Below are 19,606 nucleotides of genomic sequence, written 5' to 3' on the forward strand. Positions count from 1 at the left end.
GAGGGGTCGTAGCGGCGGACGGCGCCGTTGTAGGTGTCGGCTACGGCGATGGCCCCGCCGGGCAGCACGGCGACGTCCAGGGGGTGCTGGAGGCGGGCCTCGGCGATCTCGCCGTCGACGTGCCCGAAGTCGAACAGGCCGGTGCCCACCACCGTGCCGACCAGGCCGCCGACCATACGGCGCAGGGCCGACGTCTCGGCGTCCGCGAACCACACCCGGGTGCCCCGCTCGTCGACGGCCACGCCGCTCGGCTGGGCCATCCACGCCTCGGCCAGCGGCCCGTCGTGCAGCCCCTCGCCGCCGGTGCCGGCCACCGGCGCGACCGTGTCCCGCACGGGGTCGAAGGCCCACAGCTGGTGGACGCCGGCCATGGACACGAGGGCGACGGCGGCCGCCGGCCACCACACGACGTCCCACGGGCTCGACAGGTCGGTGCCGGCGGCCGGGGTCGGCTCGGTGCCGACCGGCACGGGCCGGCCGAGCTGGCGGCCGGTGCCGGCGAGGGGCTTGGCCACCCCGGTGGCGAGGTCGACCCCCCAGACGCGGTGGCCGGCCGTGTCGGCGACGAGCAGGTCCCACCCGATCACCGTCGCCACCTCGCGGGGGAGGGCGGCGACGCCCTGGGGCTCGGCCCACCCGCCGGGGATCGACCGCACCACCCGCCCGCTCTCCGGCTCGACCACCGCGAGGCGGCGGTGCCCGGTGTCGCACACGACGAGGTGCCCGTCGAGGGCGGCGAGCCCGGACGGGAAGCGGAGGTCGGTCGCCTCCGGCTCATCGCGCACGAGCGGCGACGGCCCCGGGCGCAGCACGCCCCGCCGCTCGGCGTCGTCCACGATCTCCCGGATGCGGGCGGCGAGCGCCGGGCCGTGCCCCTCGCCGGCGGCGTGGGCGACCACGTAGCCCTCGGGGTCGACGACGACCAGGGTCGGCCACGCCTTCGCCGCGTACTCGTGCCAGAGGCGCAGGTCGCGGTCGTCGATCACCGGGTGGTCGACGCCGAGGCGCTCGACGGCGGCGACGACGGTCTCGTGCTCGCGCTCGTGGGGGAACTTCGGCGAGTGGACGCCGACGACGACCACCTCGTCGGGGAAGGCGGCCTCGATGGCCCGCAGCTCGTCGAGGACGTGCCAGCAGTTGGCGCAGCACGACGTCCAGAAGTCGAGGACGACGACCTTGCCCCGCAGGTCGGCCAGGCGCAGCTCCTGCCCGCCGGTGCCGATCCACCCGCCGGTGGCCGTCAGCTCGGGGGCGCGGACGCGTGCCATCGGGGGCTGAGCCTAAGGGGGCGTCAGCGAACGGGCGACGCGGCCGCCCTGAGCGACCCGGTCGCGGCCCGCCCGGCGCCGGGCAGGCGCACGGTGAGCTCCAGCCCGCCCTGGGGCAGGGCCCTGGCCGCCACCGACCCCCCGTGGGCGTCGACGACGGCCTCCACGATCGACAGGCCGAGGCCGAACCCGCCGGTCGTCCGGCTGCGCGACCGGTCGACCCGGTGGAAGCGCCGGAACAGCAGCGGCGCCTCGTCGGCCGGCAGCACGGCGCCGCTGTTGGCCACCACGAGCTCCACCACCCGGCCCTTCACCGCGCCGTGGACCGACAGCCAGCCGCCGTCCACGTTGTGGCGCACGGCGTTCTCCAGCAGGTTGCGCACGAGCGGGCGGAGCAGCGCCAGGTCGCCGACGAGCACCGCCGGCCCCACCGAGCAGCGGATCGAGATCCCGCGGCGGGCGGCCGACTCCCTCGTCCGCCCGAGCTCGGCCGCGACCAGGCGGGCCAGGTCCACCGGCTCGCACTCCAGGCGGCCGCCCGACATGGCCAGGGTGAGCAGGGCGGACACCAGCTGCTCGCTGCGCTCGGTGGCGTCCTGGACGACGGCGGCCATGGCCCGCAGGTCCTCGGCCGACGCCGCCGGGTCGGCCAGGGTGACGTCGACCTCGGTGCGGATGATGGCGAGCGGGGTGAGCAGCTCGTGGGCGGCGTTGGCGACGAAGTCCCGCTGGGCCGAGAAGGCCCGGTCGAGGCGGGCCAGCATGGCGTCGAACGTGTCGGCCAGCTCCCGCAGCTCGTCGTGCGGGCCGTCGAGGGCGATGCGCTCGTGCAGGGTCGTCTCCGACAGGCGCCTGGCCGTCGCCGTGATCCGCCGCACCGGGCGCAGGGCCCGGCCGGCCATCAGCCACCCGATGCCGAGGGAGGCGAGGGCCATGGCCGACATGGCGAGCACGGACTGGACGAGCAGGCGGTGGAGGGCCTCGTCGACCGCGCCCTGCTGGACCTCCAAGGGCACGTAGACGGTCGGCTGGGGGTCGGTCGTCCCTGCGCCCGAGGACGGCTCCTGCACCTTGAACACCCGGGCCGGCAGGCCGTCGGGCACCGGGCCGTCGTGGGGCTCGCCGATCTCCTCGCTCGGCACCTCCCGCACCGGCGCGTCGACCCTCGCCTCGATGGCCGCCCGCACGTCGCCGGGGTCCGACGTCAGGCTGCGCCGCACGAGCAGGTAGTTGACGGCGAGCAGCACGGCGCCGGTGGCCACGGCCAGCCCGCCGTACCAGAGGGTGAGCCGCAGGCGGGCCGACCGCCGCCCCGGCCGGCCGCGATGGCGCCGGGTCACGCCGGGCACGGCAGCTGGTAGCCGGCGCCGACGATCGTCTCGATGACCGGCGGGTCGCCGAGCTTGCGGCGCAGGTTCATCACGGTCACCCGGACGGTGTTCGTGAAGGGGTCGGTGTGCTCGTCCCACACCCGCTCGAGCAGCGCCTCCACGCTGATCACGGCGCCCCTCGCCGCCATCAGCGCCTCGAGCACGCCGAACTCCTTGTTGGTCAGGTCGAGGCGGCGACCCGCCCTCGTCACGTGCCGGCGGGCCGGGTCGAGGGCGAGGTCGCCGCACTCGAGGACGACGGGCAGGGCCGGGGTCGTCCGCCGGCCGAGGGCCCGCACCCTGGCGACCAGCTCGGCGAAGGCGAACGGCTTCGGGAGGTAGTCGTCGGCGCCGAGGGCGAGGCCCTGCACCCGCTCCTCCACGCTCGCCGCCGCCGTCAACATGAGGATGCGGGCGTCACCGGTGCCGGCCACCTCGCGGCACACGCTGTCGCCCGAGCGGCCGGGGAGGTTGCGGTCGAGCACGAGCACGTCGTAGCGGTTCACGCCCACCTTCTCGAGCGCGGCCGGCCCGTCGCCGACGACGTCGACGGCGAACCCCTCGCGGCGCAGCCCCCTCGCGATGCTCGAGGCGAGCGCCTCCTCGTCCTCCACGACCAGCACGCGCATCGGTCCCTCCCGCAGCGCCGAAGCGTAGGTGGTGGGGCGTCAAGGTGCCGTAAAGGCGTCGGCCGGCCCGGGCGGGCGTCCCCTCCCGGCCGGGCCGGCCTCGGCCGCGGTGCGCCGGCATCGTCCCCGACCGGGCCGAAAGCCGGCGTAAAGCTCGGCCGGACGCCGGCCCGCGCCCGTGCGGTAGCGCCCGGGGCCGCCGGGTAGGCAGGCGGCCATGGAGTACCGCCAGCTCGGCAAGAGCGACCTGTCCGTGTCGACCATCTCCCTCGGCTCCTGGCTGACCTACGGCGTCGGCGTGGAGCGCGATCGGGCCGAGGCCTGCGTCCGGCGGGCGCTCGACGTCGGCGTCAACTTCATCGACACCGCCAACGTGTACGGGCGGGGCGCGGCCGAGAGCTTCCTCGGCGAGGTCCTGTCCGGCGTCGACCGGGACAGCTACGTGCTGGCGACGAAGCTCTACTTCCCGATGTCGAGGAGCGACCGGGGGCTGTCGGCCGACCAGGTCCGCAAGCAGCTCGACGCCTCGCTCCAGCGGCTGCGCACCGACCACGTCGACCTCTACCAGTGCCACCGCTACGACCGGGACACCCCGCTCGAGGAGACGATGGAGGCGCTCACCGAGGCCGTGCGCCAGGGCAAGGTGCGCTGGCTCGGGTTCAGCGAGTGGACGGCCGACCAGGTCCAGGCGTCGGTCGACCTGGCCGCCGAGCGGGGCTTCGAGCCGTTCGTGTCGAGCCAGCCGCAGTACTCGATGCTGTGGCGGCGGATCGAGGACGACGTGATCCCGGTGTGCGAGGCCAACGGCATCGGCCAGATCGTGTGGTCGCCGCTCGCCCAGGGGGTGCTCACCGGCAAGTACCGGCCGGGCGAGGCGCCGCCGCCGGACTCGCGCGCGGCGTCGGAGCAGATGGGCGGGATGATGGGCGACCTGCTGAACGAGGCCAACCTGACGATCGTCGAGAAGCTCCGCCCGATCGCCGACGGCGCCGGCCTCACCCTCGCCCAGCTGGCCCTGGCCTGGGTGCTGCGGGTGCCGAACGTGGCGTCGGCCATCGTCGGCGCCAGCCGGCCGGAGCAGGTGGACGACAACGTCGCCGCGTCGGGGGTCACCCTCGACGACGACACCCTCGCCGCCATCGACGGGGCCCTCGGCCAGGACGACCTCCCCGTCTGATGCTGTTCGACACCGCCACGCCGACCGGCGCCCGGGCCGACGAGCGCCTCCGCACCGACGAGATCGCCTGGCTGACGACCGTCGGCCGGGACGGGATCCCCCGGTCGTCGCCGGTGTGGTTCGTGTGGGACGGCTCGACGTTCCTCGTCTACAGCCGCCCGACGGCGGCCAAGGTGCGGGCGCTCGCCGCCAACCCCGGCGTGTCGCTGCACCTGGAGGGCGACCGGCGGGGCGGCGACGTCGTCACCGTCGAGGGCCTAGCCGAGGTCGACGGGTCGGCCCCGTCGGCCCACGAGGTGCCGGCCTACGTCGAGAAGTACGCCGCCGGCATCGCCGGCCTCGGCACCGACCCGGCCGGCTTCGCCGCGGACTACGCCACGGCCATCCGCATCACCCCGACCCGCGGCCGGGCCTGGGGGCTCTAGCCGGCCGCCGGGCGCTGGAATGCCGCCTCCTGACGTCGACAAGGGCGTACAGTGGGTCTTGCGAATATTCGAAACGGGGCGTAGGGTGGGAGGTCCTGTGTCGGTTCTGACCAGCGGCGGGATTCGAACGTGAACGACGACGTCAAGTACCGCGTGGATGCCGCCATGGGCGCCGCGCACGCCGCCGACCTTCTCGGCGCGTGGCTCCGGAGAAGCAACAGCTCGATGGTGCGGTGCCGGGTCGAGGACGACGATGCAGCGCTCACGGTCGACCTCGCGAGACGCGTGCTCGAGCATCTGGTCGAGATCCTCGACGAGACGGGGTGGGGCCGAACGGTGACGGTCGTGCCGGACGAGCTCGAATTGACGACACAGCAGGCAGCCGATCTGCTCAACGTGTCGCGGCCCTACGTGATCAAGTTGCTCGAACGCAACGCGATGCCGTTTCGGCTCGTCGGCAACCGGCGCTACATCGCCGTACGCGATGTCCTGGCGTTCCGTCGAGCGGACGACGCCTCTCGTCGTGAGCGACTCGGCAGCCTCACCGAGGCTGCCGCGCGTCGGCGCTAGTACGTGCCGAACTTCGCGAGCGCGGAGGCGATGCCGGCGCAGCCACTCCCCTCCAGGCTCTCGTAGAACCTCCTCGTGCCGAGGCGGTAGCGGTCGCGAAGACGCACCAGCGCCGCAGGGTTCACCTCGAAGCACCGTAGGAGGAACCCGTCCGCGGACACGCGCTCGACACCCCACGCGGAGAGGACGCTGGCCGGGAAGTCGCGCGCGTTCGCAGTCACGATGGTGTGTGCGCCCGACGCGATGGCGAGCGCGAGCACATGGCGGTCGTTGGCGTCCTTCAGTCCCTCGATCCGCTCGATCCAAGGCCGGTAGCCCTTGACCGTGTGGTCGCGCACGAGGCCGGCGTGGTGGTGCATGTCCTCGGCGATGGACCGCAGCGCCCCCCACCGCTGCCGGGCGCCTGCCGCGCCGGCCACCTCGAAGAGGAGGCGATCGCTCCACTTTGCCTGAACGAGCCGTTCCTGCGCGACTCCGAGGAGGAGGTAGCGAGGAGCGTTGCCGATGAGCACGTTGGCGTCGTAGACGGCGATGCCGACAGTTCCCGGTCGCACCCGCCCTCGCGGCGGAGGAGACGGGTTGCGTGCAGCTCGTGCGCCATCGCGCCGCCCCTCCGCCACGGCGGTTCCCCTCCGGAAACATCGGTTCCAGCGCCGGCGTCCGCCGGCGGGGCGACAGCTTAGGTGGCGGCACCCGGGCGCCAGACGACGACGCTCTCGGCGTCGTAGGCGGCGGCGACGACGGCGACCACCCGGGCGGCCACGGCGGCGGGCAGGGCGTCGAGGTGTGCCATCGGGGCCAGGCCGAGGTCGGCGGGCGGGGCGGCGACCACGAACGCGTTCGTCGGGTAGCCGCCGCCCTTGCGGAGCACGAACCGGCCGGCCTCCCCCGGCGCCGGCAGGGCCAGCCAGTGGACGACCACGTCGCCGGTCGTCGCCACCCGCTCGTGCCGGCGCCCGGTCACCCACGAGTCGGTGGCGAGCGAGTACGCCTCCTCGACGACGAGCGTGCCCGGGCCGAGATCGGCCAGCACGGCGTCGAGGCCGTCGCCGGCGTCGTACACGTTGCTCAGCCCGCCGGTGGCGAGGGCCGACGCCCGCTCCGGCGTCGTCCCGCCGGGCACCAGCGCGCTCGCCGTGCCGGCCGCCAGGTCGACGGCGCCGAGGACGGCCGCCGACACCGACCGCCCCTGCCCGAGCGAGGCCCGGACCCAGGCGACGCCGCCGGCGCCGAGGTCGACGAGCTCCATCACGCCCCCGACAGCACGCCGAGGACCTCGTCGTGGAGGGCGCCGTTGGTGGCCAGGCCGCTGCCGCCGTCGGCCGTCGCCGCCCCCGACAGGTCGCTGAACCGGCCGCCGGCCTCGGGGATCACGACCAGCATGGGCGCCACGTCCCACACGGCGACGACCGGGTCGAACATGGCCTCGGCCCGCCCGGTGGCGACGAGCGCGTAGCCGTAGCCGTCGCCCCACGTGCGCAGCTGCAGGCCCGACCGCTTGGCCGCCAGCAGCTGGCCCTCCTCCCAGTACTCGTAGCCGCTCGCCATCAGGTAGGCGCCGGCCATCCGGTCCCTGCTGCTGACCGACGCCGGGGCGCCGTCGCAGAAGCAGCCGAGCCCCCGGCCGGCGTAGACCGTCTCGCCCAGCGCCGGCATGTGGATCACGCCGACGGCCGGCCCGTGCTCGTCGTCCATCGCCAGCAGCGTGCAGTAGAGCGGGACGCCGTGGGTGAACGCCTTGGTGCCGTCGATCGGGTCGATCACCCACCGCCGCCCGCTCGTCCCCGGCGTCGGCGGCTCCTCCTCGCCGATCACCTCGTCGTCGGGGTGGCGCCCGGCCAGCTCCTCCCGCAGGAAGCGCTCGGCGGCCCGGTCGGCCGCGGTCACCGGGGTGGCGTTGGCCTTGCGGTCGACGACCAGGTTCGGCGAGCGGAACCAGCCGAGGGTCAGCTCGCCGGCCCGGCGGGCCAGGTCCACGGCCTCGTCGAGGACGGACGGGTCGGCGGGCGGCACCTCGGGCAGGCCGGGCACCTCGGGCACGTCGGGCACGGCGGCGATCCTGTCACGCCTCGTAGACCTCGACCTCGGTCGCCTTCACCGCCGCCCACACCCGGCGGCCGGGGGCGAGGCCGAGGTCGGCCACGGCGGCCGCCGTCACCTCGGCCACGAGGGGCACGGGCCCGTCGACCGCCACCCGCACCCGGTCGCCCTCCACGTCGAGGTCGGCGACGGTGCCGGGCCACACGTTGCGGGGGCTGCCGGCCGGGGGCGCGGCGTGCAGCGCCACCGCCGACGGGGCGACCGCCGCGAACACCTCGCCGGCGGCCGGCTCGGCCGGCACCAGCAGGGCCCCGCCGGGCAGCACCACCTCGCGGCCGCCGGCGCCGGCCGTGCCCCGGAACAGGTTGCGGCCGACCAGGCGGGCGGCGAAGGTCGATCGGGGCCGGCGGCTGACCTCGCCCGGGGTGCCGGCCTGCACGACCCGGCCGCCCTCCAGCACGACCAGGCGGTCGGCCAGCACGAGCGCCTCGACCGGGTCGTGGGTGACGAGCAGGCGGGCGCCGGGGAAGGCGGCGAGGTGGCGGCGCACCTCCCGGCGCAGCTCGGGCCGGGCGGCCGGGTCGGCGGCGGCCAACGGCTCGTCCAGCAGCAGCAGGCGGGGCTCGACGGCGAGGGCCCTGGCCAGCGCCACCCGCTGGGCCTGCCCGCCGGAGAGCGCCCGGGGCCGCAGGCCGGCCACCGCCCCGAGCCCGAAGCGGTCGAGCCAGCCGAGCGCGGCCGCCCTCGCCTCCCGCCGGCGCCGGCCCCGGCAGCGGAGGCCGAAGGCCACGTTGTCGAGGGCCGAGAGGTGGGGGAACAGCAGCGAGTCCTGGAACACGACGCCGACCGGCCGGCGCTCGGGCGGCACCCACACCCCGGTCGCCCGGTCGTCGAGCACCTCGCCGTCCACCGCCACCCGGCCGGCGGCCAGCGGCACCAGGCCGGCCAGGGCCCGGAGCAGGGTCGTCTTCCCGGCCCCGTTCGGGCCGACGACGGCGACGACGGCGCCGGCCGGCGCCTCGAGGTCGACGTCCAGGTCGAGGGCGCCGAGCCGGAGGCGGACGGCGGCGGTCAGCCCGTCGACGGGAACCACCGGTCCCGCAGCAGGGCGAGCACGGCGAGGGAGACGGCCACCATCACCAGGCTGAGCGCCACGGCGCCGCCCCGGTCGCTGCCCTCCCGGAGCAGGTAGACCTCGATCGGCATCGTCCTCGTCCGGCCGGGGGCGTTGCCGGCGAAGGTGATCGTCGCCCCGAACTCGCCGAGCGCCCTGGCCCAGGCGAGGGCGGCGCCGGCGGCGAGGGACGGCGCCACCATCGGCAGGGTCACCCGGCGGAGCACGGTCCACCGCCCGGCGCCGAGGGTGGCGGCGGCGTCCTCGTAGCGGGGGTCGAGCGAGCGCAGCCCGCCCTCCACCGTCACCACCAGGAACGGGAGGGCCACGAACGTGGCGGCCACGACCGCGCCGGCGGTCGTGAACGGCAGGGTGACGCCGAGCCAGCGGTCGAGCCACTGGCCGGCGAGGCCGCGGCGGCCGAGCGCGTACAGCAGCGCCAGCCCGCCGACCACCGGGGGCAGGACCATGGGCAGGAGGACCAGGCCGCGCACGAGCGAGCGGCCCGGGAACGTCGCCCTGGCCAGCACCCAGGCCAGGGGCACGCCGAGCACGAGCGCGGCCACCGTCGCCGTGCACGAGACGACGAGCGACAGGCGCAGCGCCTCCCGCACGGCGGGGTCGCCGAGGTGGTCGGCGATCGACGCCCACGGCGCCCGCTGGAGCAGGCCGGCGAGGGGGAGGGCGAGGAAGGCCAGGCCGAGGCCGGCCAGCGGCCACACGGCGGCCGGGGCCCGCCGCCTCACGGGACGGCGGCCAGGAAGCCGTGCTCGGCCAGGGTGGCCCGGGCGCGGTCGCCGAGCACGAACGCCACGAACGCCTCGGCGTCGGGGCCGGCCCCGTCGACGAGGGCGATCGGGTAGTCGGCGAGCACGTTCTCGTCGTCGGCGACGGCGATGCCCTCGACGTCGTCGCCCGCCGCGACCACGTCGCTGGCGTAGACCACGCCGGCGTCCACCTCGCCGGTCGCCACCTTGTCGAGCACCGCCTTCACGTCCTCCTCCTCGGTGTCGGCGGCGACGTCGAGGCCCTGGGCGGCGAACGCCTCGGCCGCGAACGACCCGCACGGCACGCCCGGCGAGCACAGGGCGAGCGTGAGCCCGGGGTCGGCCAGGTCGGCCAGCGACCGCACGCCGGCCGGGTTGCCGGGCGGCACGGCGATGGCCAGGCGGTTGCGGGCGAACACGGCCGGCTCGCCGACGTCGCCCGAGTCGACCAGCTCCTGCATGGTCGACGGCGAGGCGAGCGCGACGACGTCGGCCCCGAGCCCCTCCTGCACCTGGTCGACGAGGGTCGAGGAGGCGCCGAAGCTCAGGTCGACGTCGGTGCCGGTCGCGGCCGTGAAGTCCGCGGCGATGTCGCCGAACGCCTCGGTCAGCGACGCCGCCGCCAGCACGGTGACCGACCGGCCGCCGCCCCCGTCGCCGCACCCGGCCAGCACGACCGCGGCGGCGGCGAGCAGGGCCGCCGCCCTAGCCACGGGCGGGCAGCTCGACGACCACGCTCGTCGCCTTGGTCGACGCCACGACCAGCATCCCGGGCTCGAGCCCGAGCTCGTCGGCCGCCTCCCTCGTCATGAGCGAGACGACGCGGTGGGGCCCGGCCTGGACCTCCACCGTCGCCGCCACCCCGTCCTTCTCCACCCGGGTGACGAGCCCGGGGAAGCGGTTGCGGGCCGAGCGGGCGCCGATGACGGCCGGCTCCTCGCTGCCGCCCTCGGCCGCCAGCTCGACGGCCAGCCGGGCCAGCGCCCCGCCGTCGACCCGCCGCCGCCCGCCGGCCGTGCGGGTCGCCGGCAGGCGCCCGCCGTCGGCCCACCGCCGCACGGTGTCCGCCGACACGCCCAGCAGCGCGGCAGCTTCCCCGATCGAATAGCTCGCCACCGCGAGGAAGGCTAGCGGGCAACCTCGCGTCTGCGAGGAGCGCCCCGCCCCCGCGTCAGGGCCGGCAGACGAGCGAGCCGGTGCCGTACGCCGTGGCGCCGGCGCTGTCGGTCACCTTCACCTCGTTGATGCGGACCGTGTTGTACTTGCACACGCCGGTGATGGTCTGCCCGCCGGAGAAGCTGTAGCCGGGGTACCACCCGGTCGACACGGTCCAGACGTAGCTGTAGCTGCCGGTGCCGCCCGACACGTTGGCCGTGCAGGAGTACGTGCCGTAGTTGGCGGGGTCGCCGGGGTACGCGCCGGTCTGGGCGCAGGCGACGGAGTTCACCGTGAGCGTGGACGCGTGCGCCGGCTCGGCCAGCGGCACGATCAACGCGAACAGCAGGGCGGCGACGACGCGAGCGACCATGACCTCTCCTTGCCGCGCTTCGGGCGCGATGGGCTGAAAGGGAGGCGGGACGGTACCCGGACGGAGCGGCCCCGTCCAGCAGCTCGCGGCCGGCGGGCGCTGGGTGGGGTCGCCCGGTTCCGGCGCCGCCCGGCCCGGGTATCCCGCCGGCATGGCCAGCCGCGACGGCCGCCCCTCGTTCTGGCGCCTGATGTTCCGCGGGTTCACCCGCCGCTGCCCGCTGTGCGGCTGCTTCCGGATCTTCGACTCGTACTTCCACATCAAGCAGCGCTGCCCCCGCTGCGACTACCCGCTGAAGCGGGTGGAGGGCCAGGAGGTCGGCGCCGTCGGCGTCAACACCATCGTCACCTTCGGCCTCATGCTGATCGCCATCGTCGTCGGGATGGTCGTCACCTATCCCGACATCCCGGCCATCCCGCTCGCCGTCGTGGCCATGGCCATCGCCCTCGTCGTGCCCATCGCCTTCTACCCGCTCTCGTGGACGGTCTGGAACGCCGTCGACCTCTTCATGCGGCCGGTCGAGGCGTCGGACCGGGTGAAGCAGGAGTGGGTGCCGTCCTCCCGCCGGGGGCGCCACCCCGCCTAACTTGGCCGTCCATGGCGCTGGACCCCCAGCAGCTGGCGGACGCCTGCGGTCCCGACCCCGGTTGGGTATGCGAGCGGGTGCTCGACGCCACCGGCCGCACGTGGGCGGCGACCCTGGCCGACTGGCTGGTCGACCGGCCGGTGAAGATCCTCGTCGTCCTCGTGCTCGCCTGGGTGCTGCGCCGCGTCCTGCACCGGCTCATCGAGGAGTTCGCCGAGCGGGTGCGCTGCGAGGAGGGCCTGCGGGCCGCCCAGCGGGCCGACACGCTCGCCGCCGTGCTGCGCAGCGCGACGACGATCGTGGTCTGGACCCTGGCCCTGCTCGTGGTGCTCGGCGAGGTGGGCATCCAGCTCGGCCCGCTGATCGCCGGCGCCGGCATCGCCGGCGTGGCCCTCGGCTTCGGCGCCCAGAGCCTGGTGAAGGACTTCCTCTCGGGGATCTTCATGCTGGTCGAGGACCAGTACGGGGTGGGCGACGTGGTCGACGTGGGCGAGGCCACCGGGGTCGTCGAGCAGGTCAGCCTGCGCACCACCCGGCTGCGCGACGTCGAGGGCACGGTGTGGCACGTGCCCAACGGCCAGATCCTCCGGGTCGGCAACAAGAGCCAGGACTGGGCCAGGGCCCTGGTCGACGTGTCCGTGGCCCTCGACACCGACGTGGCCGCGGCCACCGCGGTGATCATGGGCGTCGCCGCCGAGCTGAGGGAGGACCCCGTGTTCGCGCTCGCCATCCTCGAGGACCCGGAGGTGTGGGGCGTGGAGCGCCTCGGGCCGGACGGGCTCACCATCCGCCTCGTCGTGAAGACCAAGCCGGGCGACCAGTGGAAGGTGGCGCGGGAGCTGCGGGCCCGGCTGAAGGACGCGTTCGCCAGGGCCGGGGTCGGCGCGCCCGTGCCCCGCCAGGTCGTGCGCTTCGAGGGCACCCCGCCCACGCCGGTCACCGGGGAGGGAGGGGCGTGAGCGAGTTCGAGACGGTGCCGCTGCCGGCCCGGCCGGACGCGACCGCGCCGGACGGGTCCGACGTGCGGCTCCTGCCCGGCCTGGCCGGCGGGGGCATGGCCCACTTCCAGCTGGCCGCCGGGCGCACCTCGGCGGCCGTCGTCCACCGGACGGTCGAGGAGCTGTGGTTCTTCGTCGGCGGGCTGGGCGAGATGTGGCGGCGCCAGGGCGACCGCGAGGAGGTCGTGACCGTCGCCCCCGGGGTGGCCGTGTCGATCCCCGTCGGCACCAGCTTCCAGTTCCGGGCCCTCGGCACCGAGCCCCTGGCCGCCGTCGCCGTCACCATGCCGCCGTGGCCGGGGCCCGACGAGGCCGTCGCCGTGGACGGCCCGTGGGCGCCCGGCTGAGGGTCAGCCGGCCTTCGCCTCGGCCAGCACGACCTCGACGGAGAAGGCGTCGGCCTCCTCGGTGACGAGCGAGGCGACCCGGCCGGCCTCGGCCACGTCGCCGGCGGCCAGGGCGAGCGCGGCCAGCCGCTCGGCCGTGTCCCGGACGACGACCCGGTCGACGTCGGCCCGCAGCGACCGCTTGGCCGCCGTCTTCGCCTTGCGGACCTCGCCGAGGACGGCGGCCGCGACTTCGAGGACGAGCGGGTCGCCCGACCGCCCCTCGGCCAGCTCACCCTCGACCGGCCAGGTGGAGCGGTGGACCGAGCCCTCGTGCCACCACGACCACGCCTCCTCGGCGGCGAAGGCGAGGACCGGGGCGAACAGCCGCTGGAGGGCGGACAGGGCGAGCGCGAGGGCGCGGTGGGCCGAGTCGGCCGCCGGCGTGCCCGGCTCGCCGTAGGCGCGGGCCTTGACCAGCTCGACGTAGTCGTCGCAGAAGCGCCAGAAGAACGTCTCGGTGCGCTCCAGCGCCCGCGCGTAGTCGTAGCCCTCGAAGTCCTCGGTGGCCGCGGTGACGACGTCGGCGAGGGCGCGCAGGGCGGCCCGGTCGAGCGCCTCGTCGACCGGCCCGTCCGGGTCCGACGACGGCAGCCGGCCGAGGACGAACTTCGAGACGTTCAGCAGCTTGATGGCGAGGCGGCGCCCGACCCGCATCTGGCCGAAGTCGGCCGCCGTGTCGACCCCGGGGCGGCCGCTCGCCGCCCAGTAGCGGACGCCGTCGGCCCCGTACTCCTCGAGCAGCGGCATCGGGGTGACGACGTTGCCCTTCGACTTCGACATCTTCTTGCGCTCGGGGTCGAGGACCCAGCCCGAGATGGCCGCGTCGCTCCACGGCAGCGCCCCCTCCTCGAGGTGGGAGCGGACGACGGTCGAGAACAGCCAGGTGCGGATGATCTCGAACGCCTGCGGCCGCAGGTCCATCGGGTAGACGCGGCGGAACAGGTCCTCGTCGTCGCCCCAGGCGCCGGCCAGCTGCGGGCTGAGCGACGACGTCGCCCAGGTGTCCATCACGTCCGGGTCGCCGACGAACCCGCCCGGCCGGCCCCGCTGGTCCTCGGTGTAGCCGTCGGGCGCGTCGGTGCTCGGGTCGACGGGCAGGCGCGACTCGTCGGGCAGCAGGAGCGTGCCGTGGTCGACCGAGCCGTCGTCGCGGACCGGGTACCAGACCGGGAACGGGACGCCGTAGGGCCGCTGGCGGCTGATGTTCCAGTCGACGTTCAGGCCGTTGACCCAGTCCTCGTAGCGGCGGCGCATGAACTCGGGGTGCCAGCGCAGCTCCTCGCCCCGCCGCAGCAGCCCCTCGCGCAGGGCCAGCGTGCCGACGTACCACTGCCGGCTGGCGACGATCTCGAGCGGCCGCTCGCCCCGCTCGTAGAACTTGACCGGGTGGGTGATCGGCCGGGGGTCGCCGACGAGGTCGCCCGACTCGCCGAGCAGCTCGAGGATCCGGCTGCGGGCCGCCGCCGTCGTCAGCCCGGCGAGGTCGGCGTAGACGAGCGAGGCGGGCTCGAACTCGAGGCCGGGCGGCGGGGACGGCAGCAGGCGGCCGTCGCGCCCGACGATCGTGCGGGTCGGCAGGCGCAGCTCGCGCCACCAGGTGACGTCGGTGACGTCGCCGAACGTGCAGATCATGGCGATGCCCGACCCCTTCTCGGGGTCGGCCAGCGGGTGGGCGTGGACGGGGACGGGGACGCCGAACAGCGGCGTCAGGACCGTCTCGCCGAACAGCGGGCGGTAGCGCTCGTCGTCTGGGTGGGCGACGAGCGCGACGCAGGCCGGGATCAGCTCGGGCCGCGTCGTCTCGATCTGGACGTCGCCGCCGTCGGGCCGGTGGAAGCGGATGCGGGCGAACGAGCCGGGGATCTCGCGGTCCTCCAGCTCGGCCTGGGCGACCGCGGTCTGGAAGTCGACGTCCCAGAGGGTCGGCGCGTCGGAGCTGTAGGCCTCGCCCCTCGCCAGGTTGCGCAGGAACGCCCGCTGCGAGGCGCGGCGGGCCCGCTCGCCGATCGTCGTGTACGTCATCGACCAGTCGACCGACAGCCCGAGCGTGCGCCACAGCCGCTCGAAGGCCCGCTCGTCCTCCTCGACGAGGCCGTGGCAGAGCGCGATGAAGTTGGGCCGGCTGACGGCGACGGGCTCGACCGGCCGGCGGTCCGGCGGCGCGAACGACGGGTCGAATGGCAGGCTCGGGTCGCAGCGGACCCCGTAGAAGTTCTGGACGCGCCGCTCGGTCGGCAGCCCGTTGTCGTCCCACCCCATCGGATAGAAGACCTCGTGGCCCCGCATGCGCCGGTAGCGGGCGACCGTGTCGGTGTGGGTGTAGGAGAACACGTGCCCGACGTGCAGCGACCCGCTCACCGTGGGGGGCGGCGTGTCGATGCTGTAGATCTCGGCCCGGGTCTTCGTCCGGTCGAAGCGGTAGGTGCCCTCGGCCTCCCACCGCTCGCTCCACTTCGCTTCCAGGCCGTCCAGCGATGGCTTGTCGGGGACGGTGGGGCTCACCGGGCCGAGCGTACCGGGTGCCCCGAATCCCACCCGTCGGCATATCGGGCGGGCGGTACCGTGGCCCGATGCTCCGCCTCCACGACTCGGTGACCGGTGAGGTCGCCCCGCTGCCCCAGCGGGACGAGGGCGTGATCGGCATGTACGTGTGCGGGCCGACCGTGTACGACCACCCCCACGTCGGGCACGGCCGGTTCACCCTCGTGTGGGACGTGATCCGCCGGTACCTGGAGTGGTCCGGCGTCGAGGTGCGCTTCGTCCAGAACGTCACCGACATCGACGACAAGATCATCCGCCGGGCGGCCGAGGAGGACCGGTCGACCGACGACGTGGCCGCCGAGTACGAGCAGGCCTGGTACGACGCCATGGGCGCGCTCGGGGTGGCCCGGCCGACGGCCGACCCGCACGCCACCGCCTACGTGGACGCCATGGTGAAGGCGGTCGGCGAGCTCGTGGACCGCGGCATCGCCTACGAGACCGACGACGGCGTGTACTTCTCGGTCGACGCCGTCGCCGACTACGGGCTGCTGGCCCGCCAGTCGCTCGACTCGCTGAGGTCGGGGGCGAGGGTCGAGGTCGACGAGGACAAGCGCTCGCCGCTCGACTTCGCCCTCTGGAAGAAGGCCAAGCCGGGCGAGCCGACGTGGCCGTCGCCGTGGGGCGACGGGCGGCCCGGATGGCACACCGAGTGCGTCGTGATGTCGCTCGACCTGCTGGGCGAGGGCTTCGACCTGCACGGCGGCGGCATCGACCTCGCCTTCCCGCACCACGAGAACGAGCGGGCCCAGGCCGTCGCGCTCGGCCGGCCGTTCGCCGCCCGGTGGGTGCACAGCGGGCACGTCGTGGCGGCGGGCGGCGAGAAGATGTCGAAGTCGCTCGGCAACTTCACGTCGCTGACCGACCTGCTGGCCCGGACCGACGGCCGCGCCTACCGCCTCCTCGTGCTCCAGTCGCACTACCGGTCGCCGCTCGAGGTCACCCCGGGCACGATCGCCGAGGCCGAGCGGGCCCTGCGCCGGCTCGACGACCTGGCCAGGCGGGCGGCCGAGGCCGGCCTGGACGGCGCCGCCCCCGACGGCGCCGCGCTGGCCCGGTTCCGCGAGGTCATGGACGACGACCTCGACACGCCGGCGGCGATCGCCCTGCTGTTCGACCTCGTGCGCCGGGCCAACACCGCGCTGGCCGCCGGCGACGCCGCCGGGGCCGGGCCGGCGTGGGCGGCGGTGGCCGACATGGCGAGGGCGGTCGGGCTCGAACTGCGCTCGGCCGGCGCCGAGGTGCCGGCCGACGTGGCCGAGCGAGCGGCCGCCCGCGACGCGGCGCGGGCGGCCAGGGACTGGGCCACCGCCGACCGCCTGCGGGACGAGCTCACCGCCGCCGGCTGGGTGGTGGAGGACACGCCGGCGGGGACGAGGGTCCGCCCCGCCGGCTGACCGTCCCGGCCTCCCTACGGGAGACCGATGGGCGGGACGGTCACGTCAGGGCCCTCCTCCTCGCCCGGGTCGCAGCCGATCACGACCCCGCCGACCTCGGCGCCGGTGCAGTCGCCGACGCCGATCGTCACGTCGTCGTTGCCGATGGTCGTGCTGTCGTCGTCGTCACCGCCGCCGCCGCCGCCCGGCGGGGGCGGGGTCGTGGGCGGCGGGACGGTCGGGGGCGGGCTGGTGGGGGGCGGGCTCGTGGGAGGCGGGCTGGTCGGAGGGGGGCTCGTGGGCGGGGGCGTCGAGGGCGACGGGCCGCCGCCACCGCCGTCGCCCGGGTCGGGCGCGGGCGTCCCGCCGCCACCGGGCGTGCCGGGGCCGGGCGACCCGGCCGGCGGGCTCCCGGCCGGCGCCCCGCCGGTGCTCGGCGCGCCGTCGGGGCCGCCGCTCGGGGCGGTGCGGGCTACGGCGGTGCCCGAGGTGTACCGGGGGGACGACGACGTGCCGGCCGCGGCCGGCGCGCCCTGGAAGGCGACGCCCCTGGCCAGCTCGTAGCGGGGCAGGTCGCCCAACGACCGGCCGCCGGACGCGGCCTCCTCGAACGGGGCGGCGGCGAAGGGGCTGGCGCCGGCGGCGCTGCCGAAGACCGGGGACCGCAGGGGGTCGCCGCCGACCGACATGGCGCTCGTGATGCCGACGAGGAGCAGCGCCGCGCAGCCGCCGGACACGGCCCGCCGGGCCCAGGCAGGCAGGCCCCGGCGGGGGGTGGCGGGGATGGCCGCGGCCGCGGGGGCGGCGTCGCCGACGACCTCCGCCCAGCGGCGCTGGGCGGTGCCGGCCAGGGTGGCGGGGAGGGGCGCCACCCAGGGCGCGAGGTCGTCGGCGGGGGAGGACGCGGCCGCCACGGCGGCCCGGCAGGAGGCGCAGCGCCGGACGTGGCCGGGGGTGGGCGCCGGCGCGTCCCGGTGGTCGGCGACGGCGGCCGCCGCCGTCAGGGCCCGGTGGCAGGCGCCGCCGCTGCGGCCCGGTCGGTCGGCCAGGGCGTCGGCCGCGGCGGCGGCCAGGGCCCGCTCCCGGAACCCGGCCCGCACCTTGGCGGCCAGCCGCTCGGCGGCCGGCGGGGCGAGGCGGAGGGCGGCCGCCGCCACCTCGACGGGCACCTCCTCGACCTCGAGCAGCCAGAGCAGGGACCGCCAGCGCTCGGGCATGGCCAGCAGGGCGCGCACGGCGGGCGGCGCGCCAGCGGTCGCGTCGGCGGGCGCGTGGTCCTCGCCGGCCGCCCGCAGCTCGGACAGGCCGGCCTCGCGCACGGCGGCGAGCAGCTCGCCGGCGGGGACGGTCGACCCGGCGTCGGGGCCGGCGGGGCCGAACGTGGTGGCGAGGGCGGTGGCGGCGGCGGACGCCGCGAGCGCGTCGTGGCGGCGGGTCACCACCTGCGCCAGGCGCCAGGCGGCCGGCCCGTGCCGGCGGCTCAGCTCCTCGAGCGCAACCGCGTCGCCCTTCCCGGCCCTCTCGGCCAGCTCACGGTCGTCGATGGCGGCGGACATGGCGGCGGAGTTCGACACGACCCCACTCGGTTCCTGCCGACTTGACACGCGCCCGCCGCGGTCCTTGCCTTTCCCGGTGCCCAGGAGCGCCGACCGCCGCCCGCTGCCGGCCGGCTTCGCCACCATCTGGACGACGGTGGCCCTCGACCTCGTGGGCTTCGGGATCGTCCTGCCCATCCTCCCGCTCTACGCCGAGCGGTTCGGGGCCGGCCCCGCGACCGTCGGGCTGCTCGTCGCCACGTTCTCGGTCGCCCAGCTCGTCTTCGCCCCGCTGTGGGGCCGGCTGTCGGACCGGGTCGGGCGCCGCCCCGTCCTCCTCGTCTCCCTCGTCGGCACGGCCGTCGGCAGCCTGCTGACCGGCCTCGCCGGCAGCCTGTGGGTGCTGTTCGCCGGCCGGGTGGTGGACGGCGTGTCCGGCGCCAGCGTGTCGGTGGCCCAGGCGTCGGTGGTCGACCTCGCCCCGCCCGAGGAGCGGGCCAGGCTCCTCGGCCTGCTCGGCGCCGCCTTCGGGCTCGGCTTCGTGGCCGGCCCCGCCCTCGGCGCGCTCGCCGCCCTCGGCGGCCCCGAGGTGCCGTTCCTGCTGGCCGCCGGCATCGCCGCCGTCAACGCGCTGGTCGCCGCCCGGCGGCTGCCCGAGACCCGGCCCGTCGCCCCCGCCGCGGACGCCGTGGCCGCCCCGCCGGTGCGCGGCGACCTGGCCCGGCTGGCGGCCGTCGCCTTCGTCTCCCTCGTCGCCTTCAGCGGGTTCGAGGCGACGTTCGCGCTGCTCGGCGAGGCCCGCCTGGACCTCACGATCTCCTCGACCGGCGCGGTGTTCGCGGCGATCGGCGTCGTCCTCGTGGCCGTGCAGGTCGCGCTCGTCCACCCCGTCAACCGCCGCCTCGGCGAGGCCACCACCCTCCGGGCCGGGCTCGCCCTCGACGCCGTCGGCCTGTGCCTGCTCGCCGCCGCCGACGGGTGGCCGCTGCTGGTCCCCGCCCTGCTGGCGCTCGTCGTCGGCCAGGGCCTCGTCACCCCGACGTTGTCGGCCGCCGTCGGGCGGCGGGCGGGCGCCGAGCGGCGGGGCGCGGCGCTCGGCGTGCAGCAGTCGGCCGGCGGGCTGGCCCGCGTCGCCGGCCCGGCGGCGGCCGGCGCGCTGTTCGAGCACCTCGGCATCGGCGCGCCCTACGTGGTCGGCGCCGTGCTCGCCCTGATCGCCCTCGCGCTGGTGCCGGCGAGGGTTGTCGAGGCCGCGCCCGCCGGGGTACCGTGAGACTTACCAGTCGGTAACTTACG

Annotated in this window: 21 protein-coding genes; 8 read left to right on the top strand and 13 right to left on the bottom strand. The window is 76.2% G+C overall.

Features of this window, described 5'->3' with window-relative positions; all coding sequences use genetic code 11:
- The 3 genes from VGB14_10210 to VGB14_10220 form a co-directional block, all read right to left on the bottom strand.
- On the bottom strand, window positions 1-1,268 hold a 1,268-nt coding region (locus tag VGB14_10210), incomplete at its 3' end, for a thioredoxin-like domain-containing protein (GenBank protein ID HEX9993289.1).
- Between the two features lie 23 nt (window positions 1,269-1,291).
- Complete coding sequence (locus VGB14_10215; GenBank protein HEX9993290.1) at window positions 1,292-2,608, bottom strand: ATP-binding protein; 1,317 nt, start codon at window positions 2,606-2,608, stop codon at window positions 1,292-1,294.
- On the bottom strand, window positions 2,605-3,267 hold the full coding sequence (locus VGB14_10220; GenBank protein HEX9993291.1) for a response regulator transcription factor: 663 nt from the start codon (window positions 3,265-3,267) through the stop codon (window positions 2,605-2,607). The genes VGB14_10215 and VGB14_10220 overlap by 4 nt, the downstream gene beginning before the upstream one ends.
- Before the next feature lie 217 nt (window positions 3,268-3,484).
- Here VGB14_10220 and VGB14_10225 point away from each other — a divergent pair, with 217 nt between their 5' ends.
- The 3 genes from VGB14_10225 to VGB14_10235 all read left to right on the top strand — a co-directional run bounded on the left by VGB14_10225 (window position 3,485) and on the right by VGB14_10235 (window position 5,439).
- Window positions 3,485-4,444 carry an aldo/keto reductase family protein gene (locus tag VGB14_10225; GenBank protein ID HEX9993292.1) on the top strand — a complete coding sequence of 320 codons (960 nt, stop codon included), beginning with the start codon at window positions 3,485-3,487 and terminating at the stop codon, window positions 4,442-4,444.
- Complete coding sequence (locus tag VGB14_10230) at window positions 4,444-4,869, top strand: TIGR03667 family PPOX class F420-dependent oxidoreductase (GenBank protein ID HEX9993293.1); 426 nt, start codon at window positions 4,444-4,446, stop codon at window positions 4,867-4,869. The genes VGB14_10225 and VGB14_10230 overlap by 1 nt, the downstream gene beginning before the upstream one ends.
- Window positions 4,870-4,998: 129 nt before the next feature.
- A complete protein-coding gene (locus VGB14_10235; protein ID HEX9993294.1) occupies window positions 4,999-5,439 on the top strand; it encodes a helix-turn-helix domain-containing protein in 441 nt (146 codons plus the stop codon).
- Here the strand turns inward: VGB14_10235 and VGB14_10240 are convergent.
- Genes VGB14_10240 through VGB14_10275 form a run of 8 tightly spaced genes read right to left on the bottom strand, consistent with a single transcriptional unit; the run spans window position 5,436 to window position 10,888 of the window.
- Window positions 5,436-6,059: a PIN domain-containing protein gene (locus VGB14_10240; GenBank protein ID HEX9993295.1), complete on the bottom strand. Its 624-nt coding sequence runs from the start codon at window positions 6,057-6,059 to the stop codon at window positions 5,436-5,438. The genes VGB14_10235 and VGB14_10240 overlap by 4 nt on opposite strands.
- A gap of 59 nt (window positions 6,060-6,118) precedes the next feature.
- Window positions 6,119-6,688, bottom strand: coding sequence for a hypothetical protein (locus VGB14_10245; protein ID HEX9993296.1), 570 nt, complete (start codon window positions 6,686-6,688; stop codon window positions 6,119-6,121).
- Complete coding sequence (locus tag VGB14_10250) at window positions 6,688-7,488, bottom strand: inositol monophosphatase family protein (protein ID HEX9993297.1); 801 nt, start codon at window positions 7,486-7,488, stop codon at window positions 6,688-6,690. The genes VGB14_10245 and VGB14_10250 overlap by 1 nt, the downstream gene beginning before the upstream one ends.
- Window positions 7,489-7,501: 13 nt before the next feature.
- The gene (locus VGB14_10255) at window positions 7,502-8,572 is read right to left on the bottom strand and encodes an ABC transporter ATP-binding protein (GenBank protein ID HEX9993298.1); all 1,071 of its coding nucleotides are present in this window, start codon (window positions 8,570-8,572) and stop codon (window positions 7,502-7,504) included.
- Entirely contained in the window at window positions 8,551-9,339 is a 789-nt protein-coding gene (locus tag VGB14_10260; GenBank protein ID HEX9993299.1) for an ABC transporter permease, read from the bottom strand. Before VGB14_10260 ends, VGB14_10255 begins: the two co-directional genes overlap by 22 nt.
- Complete coding sequence (gene modA, locus VGB14_10265; protein HEX9993300.1) at window positions 9,336-10,073, bottom strand: molybdate ABC transporter substrate-binding protein; 738 nt, start codon at window positions 10,071-10,073, stop codon at window positions 9,336-9,338. The genes VGB14_10260 and modA overlap by 4 nt, the downstream gene beginning before the upstream one ends.
- Window positions 10,066-10,476: a TOBE domain-containing protein gene (locus VGB14_10270; GenBank protein HEX9993301.1), complete on the bottom strand. Its 411-nt coding sequence runs from the start codon at window positions 10,474-10,476 to the stop codon at window positions 10,066-10,068. The genes modA and VGB14_10270 overlap by 8 nt, the downstream gene beginning before the upstream one ends.
- A 55-nt stretch (window positions 10,477-10,531) precedes the next feature.
- Window positions 10,532-10,888: a hypothetical protein gene (locus VGB14_10275; protein HEX9993302.1), complete on the bottom strand. Its 357-nt coding sequence runs from the start codon at window positions 10,886-10,888 to the stop codon at window positions 10,532-10,534.
- A 151-nt stretch (window positions 10,889-11,039) separates the two neighbouring features.
- Here VGB14_10275 and VGB14_10280 point away from each other — a divergent pair, with 151 nt between their 5' ends.
- From VGB14_10280 to VGB14_10290, 3 genes are read left to right on the top strand one after another with little or no spacing between them, the layout of a single operon-like run.
- Window positions 11,040-11,474 carry a DUF983 domain-containing protein gene (locus VGB14_10280; GenBank protein ID HEX9993303.1) on the top strand — a complete coding sequence of 145 codons (435 nt, stop codon included), beginning with the start codon at window positions 11,040-11,042 and terminating at the stop codon, window positions 11,472-11,474.
- A gap of 11 nt (window positions 11,475-11,485) precedes the next feature.
- Complete coding sequence (locus VGB14_10285) at window positions 11,486-12,433, top strand: mechanosensitive ion channel family protein (protein HEX9993304.1); 948 nt, start codon at window positions 11,486-11,488, stop codon at window positions 12,431-12,433.
- Window positions 12,430-12,819, top strand: a complete 390-nt coding sequence (locus VGB14_10290; protein HEX9993305.1) for a hypothetical protein — start codon at window positions 12,430-12,432, stop codon at window positions 12,817-12,819. The genes VGB14_10285 and VGB14_10290 overlap by 4 nt, the downstream gene beginning before the upstream one ends.
- Before the next feature lie 3 nt (window positions 12,820-12,822).
- On the opposite strand, the gene valS is transcribed toward VGB14_10290, so the two are convergent.
- A complete protein-coding gene (valS, locus tag VGB14_10295; GenBank protein ID HEX9993306.1) occupies window positions 12,823-15,363 on the bottom strand; it encodes a valine--tRNA ligase in 2,541 nt (846 codons plus the stop codon).
- A 68-nt stretch (window positions 15,364-15,431) separates the two neighbouring features.
- On the opposite strand from valS, the gene cysS reads away from it, so the two are divergent.
- Window positions 15,432-16,796, top strand: coding sequence for a cysteine--tRNA ligase (gene cysS, locus VGB14_10300; protein ID HEX9993307.1), 1,365 nt, complete (start codon window positions 15,432-15,434; stop codon window positions 16,794-16,796).
- 14 nt (window positions 16,797-16,810) lie between these two features.
- Here cysS and VGB14_10305 read toward each other — a convergent pair whose 3' ends face one another.
- Window positions 16,811-18,349, bottom strand: coding sequence for a hypothetical protein (locus VGB14_10305; GenBank protein HEX9993308.1), 1,539 nt, complete (start codon window positions 18,347-18,349; stop codon window positions 16,811-16,813).
- 58 nt (window positions 18,350-18,407) lie between these two features.
- Here VGB14_10305 and VGB14_10310 point away from each other — a divergent pair, with 58 nt between their 5' ends.
- The gene (locus VGB14_10310; GenBank protein ID HEX9993309.1) at window positions 18,408-19,583 is read left to right on the top strand and encodes an MFS transporter; all 1,176 of its coding nucleotides are present in this window, start codon (window positions 18,408-18,410) and stop codon (window positions 19,581-19,583) included.
- The last annotated feature ends 23 nt before the right edge of the window (window positions 19,584-19,606 follow it).

Source organism: Acidimicrobiales bacterium (genome assembly GCA_036399815.1).
Lineage (GTDB): Bacteria > Actinomycetota > Acidimicrobiia > Acidimicrobiales > DASWMK01 > DASWMK01.

Excerpts from the sequence above, each read along its gene's own strand:
- VGB14_10220 (HEX9993291.1), bottom strand. The coding sequence starts at position 3,267 with ATGCGCGTGCTGGTCGTGGAGGACGAGGAGGCGCTCGCCTCGAGCATC.
- VGB14_10225 (HEX9993292.1), top strand. The coding sequence starts at position 3,485 with ATGGAGTACCGCCAGCTCGGCAAGAGCGACCTGTCCGTGTCGACCATC.
- VGB14_10230 (HEX9993293.1), top strand. The coding sequence starts at position 4,444 with ATGCTGTTCGACACCGCCACGCCGACCGGCGCCCGGGCCGACGAGCGC.
- VGB14_10245 (HEX9993296.1), bottom strand. The coding sequence starts at position 6,688 with ATGGAGCTCGTCGACCTCGGCGCCGGCGGCGTCGCCTGGGTCCGGGCC.
- VGB14_10275 (HEX9993302.1), bottom strand. The coding sequence starts at position 10,888 with ATGGTCGCTCGCGTCGTCGCCGCCCTGCTGTTCGCGTTGATCGTGCCG.
- VGB14_10280 (HEX9993303.1), top strand. The coding sequence starts at position 11,040 with ATGGCCAGCCGCGACGGCCGCCCCTCGTTCTGGCGCCTGATGTTCCGC.
- VGB14_10285 (HEX9993304.1), top strand. The coding sequence starts at position 11,486 with ATGGCGCTGGACCCCCAGCAGCTGGCGGACGCCTGCGGTCCCGACCCC.
- cysS (HEX9993307.1), top strand. The coding sequence starts at position 15,432 with ATGCTCCGCCTCCACGACTCGGTGACCGGTGAGGTCGCCCCGCTGCCC.